Origin of the sequence: Streptococcus sp. NPS 308, from assembly GCF_002355895.1 — a bacterium.
Lineage (GTDB): Bacteria > Bacillota > Bacilli > Lactobacillales > Streptococcaceae > Streptococcus.
In genome coordinates, this window is record NZ_AP017652.1 from 1918536 (window position 1) to 1924728 (window position 6193).

Consider the following 6193-nt stretch of genomic DNA (forward strand, 5'->3'; position numbering starts at 1 on the left):
GTCTATTTTTGTGTAAAAGGAGAAATTATGAAAGAAAGTAACAAACGCTTAAAAACAAAACGTATTATCGAAAATGCCATGGTTCAATTATTGACGGACTACCCCTTTGATCAAATTTCTACTGTCAAGTTAGCAGAAAAAGCCGGAATTAGTCGTTCCAGCTTTTACACTCACTACAAGGATAAGTATGATATGATTGAGCACTACCAAAGTAAACTCTTTCATACCTTTGAATATATTTTTCAAAAACATGTTCATCATAAAAGAGATGCTATTTTAGAAGTATTTGAATATCTAGAATCAGAACCACTTCTGGCTGCTCTTCTTTCTGAAAATGGAACCAAAGAAATTCAAAATTTCTTGAGAAATAAACTGCATATTATGCTTAGTACTGATCTTCAGAAACGTTTTATGCAACTACAACTCAATCCAATTGAACTAGAATACAGTAGCATTTATCTAACAAATGCCCTATTCGGAGTTTGCCAGACGTGGATTGCACACGGAAAAAAAGAAAGCCCGCAAGAAATGACAGACTTCCTTATGAAAATGTTAGGTGATACAAACTAAGAATAAAAAGAACACCACCTGGTGTTCTTTTTATCTGACTCCGCCAGTAGGACTCGAACCTACGACATCATGATTAACAGTCATGCGCTACTACCAACTGAGCTATGGCGGATAAAATAGTCCGTACGGGATTCGAACCCGTGTTACCGCCGTGAAAAGGCGGTGTCTTAACCCCTTGACCAACGGACCATCTATCTGTAGCAGATATAACCATTATATCAATTTCTTACTAATTGTCAATCACTTTTTAGATTTTTTCTCTAGAATATCTTTTAGTTTGCGAATTTTCAAACGAGTGATGGGACAGCGATGATCTTCATAAAAGACAACTTCTAAATTCTTTCGATCAATTTCTCTCACATTTCCCACATTGACAAGGAAAGATTTATGGGAGCAATAAAATCGCTGGGTATGTTTATCCTTTTCCTGAATATCTGTCATAGTTCCATAGAATTCTTTTGCAAAATTCTTACCAATAATCCGAAGTTTATGAGAAACTCCTGTGGTTTCGATATACAAAATGTCATGGTAAGGAATTTTCAAATCATTTCCTTTATAGTTGTAATCAAAATAGTCTACAACATCTTCGTTTTCAAGCAGCATGCTCTTAGTGTAAAAAATACTCTGCTCAATGCGTTTTTTGAATAATTCATCATTGATATCTTTATCAACAAAATCTAGGGCTGATACCTGGTATTTGTACGTTAAGGTAGCAAATTCAGATCGACTGGTAATAAAGACAATAATAGCATAAGGATTGTGATGACGGATAAATTGAGCCACTTCAAAGCCTTTTTTCTCGATTCCATGAATATCAATATCTAGGAAATAAAGCTGGTTTACTTCATCATTTTCGATATATTCCTTAAACTCACGAACTTTTCCTGTTGTCTTGTACGAAATAGGAATATTTGATTCCTCAGAGATTTCATTCAATATTCTCTCAAGTCTCACTTGATGTTCAATAACATCTTCTAAAATTAGTACTTTCATTCAAATTCCCTCTTAAATCTAATAATTTGTCTAAATGTGTTGTCTTCCATCTCTGTTTCTAGAATAATGTTGTCATACTTGTCTAAAATCTCATTGACATTATTAAGTCCTAGACCTCTATTTCTTCCCTTAGTAGAGAAACCTAAGGCAAATAAGTTTTCTGAAGGCGTCATAGTGATTTTACATGAATTCTGGATGACTATAACTGTTTCAAAATCCATTTTAATAACTGCAACTTCCATTTGTTTCAAGTAACTATCCGCAGCACCTTCAACAGCATTATTTAAGAGAATGCTCATGATGCGAACAAGATCAAGTAAATCTATTGACAATCTAGTAATAACATCCTTTACTTCCAATGTAAACTCTACATCATTATTTCGTGCATAGACAATGGATTGAGCAATCAAACTACGTAAAGCTGAATCTTCTATATTATTCAAATCAAAGTAAGTATATTTCTCTGAACGCAGTTTTTGATTCGCTTTTACTAATACTTCATTGTAAACCCTGTTAATTTCTTGTAAATCTTCACTGTCAATTGCCATTTGCATGCTGACAAGCATACCTGCATAATCATGACGAAAACCTCGAATTTCATTATACAAACCTACAATTTCATCTGTATAAGTCTGTAAATACTTTTGTTCAAATTTCTTTTGTTTTAGAGCAATCTCTTTTTCAACTTGAACCTTATAAGAGTTCATTGCGAAGAAGCACAGTAATAAACATATAAAAATGATGGCTGCTAAAATACTTCCGAAGCTATTTAAATGATGAGTTGTACTTACTATATCTGAAATAAACAATAAGATATGCAAACCAAAGAAAGCAACTATTACTTTTTTTAAAAAAGGGTACAGATAATCTTTATCAAAATATTTAATTTCCAGATGAAAATAACGAATTATTACTAGAATAGAAAAATAAGTCATCAACAATACTACTAAAAGGAATGTACTCTTATAGTGTAATACTACTTCATCTCCTGTTATAGAAGATAAAGTTACGGATATAAAAGTATGAGTACTGTGATATAATAAAGACAATAGTAAACTGATAAAAATTCCTTTGTATTTTTCAGACTTCTTTAACTTTCTTAAATAAAGGTACACAACCAAAGGAAATAAAAATTTAGACAAAGCAAAACTATTAGAAAATACTAGTGTAATAATTTCTTCAAGTATAAAAACTGAGATACATGTGTAACAGAAAAAAACAATTTGTTCTTTTCTATTTATTTTACAAATCCATTCATAACTTTTGCTAATGATGAGAAAATAAAAAATAGCTATCCCTAATCCAAATAAATCCATTACTCTCTACCTTTATTTCATTACTTTCTTCTTGGAAAAATAAGATTACGAATTGTTTCTGAAATTCTCCAATCCCCACCTCGAATCTCCTGCAATTCTGTTTCTGTTACCTCTTTAAATTGTTCCAATTTAACTGTGTTTTTCATAATAAAGTCTCCTGTATTGTTTTTCTTGTAAATTAACTTACAACCCTATTATACAAAATGAAGACCATGTAAGAAAAATTTCTTCCCAACTGTACATTTTTGCACCTGAAACGCACTTTTTTAAGAAAAAAGCTGGGAAAACTCCCAGCTTTACATCTAAAATTGATCCCAGCAGGATTCGAACCTGCGACCGTTCGCTTAGAAGGCGAATGCTCTATCCAGCTGAGCTATGAGACCTAACATGAACATTCTATCAAAAAACAAGAGCTAAGTCAATCTTCTATTTGTGATAAGGAGATCCCTGTTGAATTGTAAAAGCTCGATAAATTTGTTCAACTAAAACCAATCTCATTAACTGATGTGGTAAGGTTAGACGTCCAAAACTGACAGAAAGGTTAGCCCTATTTTTTACACTAGGTGCCAGACCTAAACTTCCTCCAATGATAAAAGTAAGAGTTGAGTAGCCTTTTATAGAAGCCTCTTCTAGTTGCTTACTAAATTCCTCTGAGGAGAGTGTTTTTCCTTCAATGGCTAGTACAACGACAAAGTCCCTTTCTCCAACCTTAGAAAGAATTCTTTCACCTTCTGTTTCCAAGATTTTTTGATTTTCTAATTCACTGGCTTTGTCAGGTGTCTTCTCATCAGTGAGCTCAATCATTTCTAATTTGGCGAAACGTGAAATTCGTTTGGTATATTCAGCAATACCATCTTTAAGGTATTTTTCTTTTAATTTTCCCACTGTTACAATTTTTATTTTCATTCTTCTATTCTATCATATCCACACTTTATTTCACATCTTATACACATAAAAATCATCCTAAATTTCTAGCAAATTCACAGAATAAAGCGAGTTATCCACAACTTGTGTAAAACTTTAAGCTTTTAAGTTTGGATTAAGTTAATAGGTTTATAATCTGAGTAAATAAATAACAAACGGAGGCGTTTATGAAACACTTACAAAAATTTTACAAAAAAGTAGTTAAAGTTCTTGCAATCATTCTAATAGGATTTTTAAGTGGTGCCTTAGGAAGTTTCGTAACATTACAACTTTATCAAAAACAAGGAAATCAAGCTACAAATAATAATTCCAACACTGTTACCCAAACATCCTATAAGAATGAAACTTCAACTACCCAAGCAGTCAATAAAGTTAAAGATGCCGTTGTATCTGTTATTACTTATTCATCAAATAGACAAAGTAGTGTATTTAATGGTGATGAAACTAATTCTGATTCAGACAATCAACAAATCGCGAGTGAGGGATCAGGTGTTATCTATAAAAAAGATGATAAAGATGCCTATCTTGTAACTAATACTCACGTTATCAATGGAGCTTCAAAAGTTGATATCCGCTTGGCAGATGGTACCAAGGTTCCTGGTGAGATTGTGGGATCTGATACTTTCTCTGATATTGCTGTCGTTAAAATTTCTTCAGAAAAAGTTACAACAGTAGCAGAATTTGGGGATTCAAGTCAACTTAGTGTTGGAGAAACAGCGATTGCTATCGGTAGTCCTCTAGGTTCAGAATATGCTAATACAGTTACACAGGGGATTATTTCAAGTCTTAATCGAACTGTATCTCTAAAATCTGAAGATGGTCAAGCTATTTCTACAAAAGCTATTCAAACAGACACTGCTATTAACCCAGGTAATTCTGGTGGTCCACTTGTAAACATTCAAGGTCAAGTAATTGGTATTACATCAAGTAAAATTGCAAGTAATGGTGGAACATCTGTAGAAGGTCTTGGTTTTGCAATTCCTTCAAACGATGCACAAAATATCATTAAACAGCTTGAAAGTGATGGTAAAGTGACTCGTCCAGCTCTTGGAATTCAAATGGTCAATTTGGCTAATGTTGGAGCGAATGATCTGAGAAAACTCAACATCCCAAGTAGTCTTACTTCAGGTGTAGTTGTTCGATCTGTTCAAAGTAATATGCCAGCAAATGGACATCTTCAAAAATACGACGTCATTACTAAAGTTGACGACAAAGAGATTGCCTCATCAACAGACCTACAACACGCTCTTTATACTCATGCTATCGGAGATACTATCAAAGTAACCTACTACCGTAATGGTAAAGAGGAAACAACCTCTATTAAGCTTGATAAGAATTCAGGTGATCTAGAGTCTTAATTGACATCAGTGTAAAGAAAACTTTACAGATAGTAAAAGATATGTTAGTGTAGAATCATGGAAAAATTTGAAATGATTTCTATCTCAGAAATACAAAAAAATCCTTACCAACCTCGAAAAGAATTTGATGCAGATAAATTAAAGGAATTAGCTCAATCAATCAAAGAAAATGGGCTCATCCAACCAATCATCGTTCGTCAATCTCCTGTAATTGGTTATGAAATCCTTGCAGGAGAGAGACGATATCGGGCTTCTCTCTTAGCTGGTCTTACTTCTATTCCAGCCCTTGTGAAACATCTCTCAGATCAGGAAATGATGATCCAGTCTATCATTGAGAATCTGCAGAGAGAAAACTTAAATCCAGTTGAAGAGGCACGCGCCTACGAATCTTTGGTAGAAAAAGGATTTACTCATACTGAGATAGCGGATAAAATGGGAAAATCTCGTCCTTATATCACTAATTTTATTCGTTTGCTTTCCCTACCAGAGCATATCTTATCTGAAGTGGAAAATGGAAAAATCTCTCAAGCTCATGCACGTTCACTAGTTGGTTTGGATAAAGAGCAGCAAGAATATTTCTTCCAATTAATCAAAAACGAAGACATCTCTGTGAGAAAACTAGAAACACTGCTGACAGAAAAAAAACAAAAGAAACAGAAAAAAAGTGACTCTTTCATCAAAGATGAGGAAGATAAATTGAAAAAACTACTTGGAGTGAATGTAGAAATTAAACTTTCTAAAAAAGATACTGGAAAGATTGTTATTTCTTTTTCAAGTCAAGAAGAATACGATAGAATTATTAACAGCCTGAAATAAGGCTGTTCTTTTATTTTCTCAACCCACAAATTTATCCACCAATTTTTTTATCAAAAAGCCTACTAAATCAAGGATTTTTCTATTTATCCCCAACCTGTGGATAAATACTGCTAACATTGTGGATTCTTTTCCCCAATCTGTGGAAAAATCCTACTATCTATGGTAAAATAAGTCTAGCACTAAACTACTAAAATCATAGTAAAGGAGGAAAAATAG

General features: G+C 33.2%; 7 protein-coding genes and 3 tRNA genes. 3 read left to right on the top strand and 7 right to left on the bottom strand.

Annotation, left to right across the window (positions count from 1 at the left end):
• Positions 1-27: 27 nt before the first annotated feature.
• Complete coding sequence (locus SNAG_RS09675) at positions 28-570, top strand: TetR/AcrR family transcriptional regulator (RefSeq protein WP_061407778.1); 543 nt, start codon at positions 28-30, stop codon at positions 568-570.
• Between the two features lie 38 nt (positions 571-608).
• Here the strand turns inward: SNAG_RS09675 and SNAG_RS09680 are convergent.
• From SNAG_RS09680 to rlmH, 7 genes are all read right to left on the bottom strand, one after another.
• Positions 609-682 (bottom strand) — tRNA-Asn (locus SNAG_RS09680).
• A gap of 5 nt (positions 683-687) precedes the next feature.
• A tRNA-Glu gene (locus tag SNAG_RS09685) sits at positions 688-759 on the bottom strand.
• A 51-nt stretch (positions 760-810) separates the two neighbouring features.
• Positions 811-1563 (bottom strand): competence system response regulator transcription factor ComE, encoded by a 753-nt coding sequence (comE, locus tag SNAG_RS09690; protein ID WP_000866077.1) that lies wholly within the window; start codon positions 1561-1563, stop codon positions 811-813.
• Entirely contained in the window at positions 1560-2879 is a 1320-nt protein-coding gene (gene comD, locus SNAG_RS09695; protein WP_096408763.1) for a competence system sensor histidine kinase ComD, read from the bottom strand. The genes comE and comD overlap by 4 nt, the downstream gene beginning before the upstream one ends.
• A 20-nt stretch (positions 2880-2899) precedes the next feature.
• Positions 2900-3025 carry a competence-stimulating peptide ComC gene (gene comC, locus SNAG_RS09700; RefSeq protein WP_096408765.1) on the bottom strand — a complete coding sequence of 42 codons (126 nt, stop codon included), beginning with the start codon at positions 3023-3025 and terminating at the stop codon, positions 2900-2902.
• Between the two features lie 163 nt (positions 3026-3188).
• A tRNA-Arg gene (locus SNAG_RS09705) sits at positions 3189-3262 on the bottom strand.
• Positions 3263-3305: 43 nt separating this feature from the next.
• Positions 3306-3785 carry a 23S rRNA (pseudouridine(1915)-N(3))-methyltransferase RlmH gene (gene rlmH / locus SNAG_RS09710; RefSeq protein ID WP_096408768.1) on the bottom strand — a complete coding sequence of 160 codons (480 nt, stop codon included), beginning with the start codon at positions 3783-3785 and terminating at the stop codon, positions 3306-3308.
• A 185-nt stretch (positions 3786-3970) separates the two neighbouring features.
• Here rlmH and SNAG_RS09715 point away from each other — a divergent pair, with 185 nt between their 5' ends.
• Entirely contained in the window at positions 3971-5161 is a 1191-nt protein-coding gene (locus SNAG_RS09715; protein ID WP_096408770.1) for a S1C family serine protease, read from the top strand.
• Positions 5162-5218: 57 nt separating this feature from the next.
• Positions 5219-5977 (top strand): ParB/RepB/Spo0J family partition protein, encoded by a 759-nt coding sequence (locus SNAG_RS09720; protein ID WP_004239627.1) that lies wholly within the window; start codon positions 5219-5221, stop codon positions 5975-5977.
• The last annotated feature ends 216 nt before the right edge of the window (positions 5978-6193 follow it).

Bases quoted from the DNA above. Each gene is read 5' to 3' on its own strand.
- rlmH (WP_096408768.1), bottom strand. From the start codon at position 3,785: ATGAAAATAAAAATTGTAACAGTGGGAAAATTAAAAGAAAAATACCTT.
- comD (WP_096408763.1), bottom strand. From the start codon at position 2,879: ATGGATTTATTTGGATTAGGGATAGCTATTTTTTATTTTCTCATCATT.
- comC (WP_096408765.1), bottom strand. From the start codon at position 3,025: ATGAAAAACACAGTTAAATTGGAACAATTTAAAGAGGTAACAGAAACA.
- SNAG_RS09720 (WP_004239627.1), top strand. From the start codon at position 5,219: ATGGAAAAATTTGAAATGATTTCTATCTCAGAAATACAAAAAAATCCT.
- comE (WP_000866077.1), bottom strand. From the start codon at position 1,563: ATGAAAGTACTAATTTTAGAAGATGTTATTGAACATCAAGTGAGACTT.
- SNAG_RS09675 (WP_061407778.1), top strand. From the start codon at position 28: ATGAAAGAAAGTAACAAACGCTTAAAAACAAAACGTATTATCGAAAAT.
- SNAG_RS09715 (WP_096408770.1), top strand. From the start codon at position 3,971: ATGAAACACTTACAAAAATTTTACAAAAAAGTAGTTAAAGTTCTTGCA.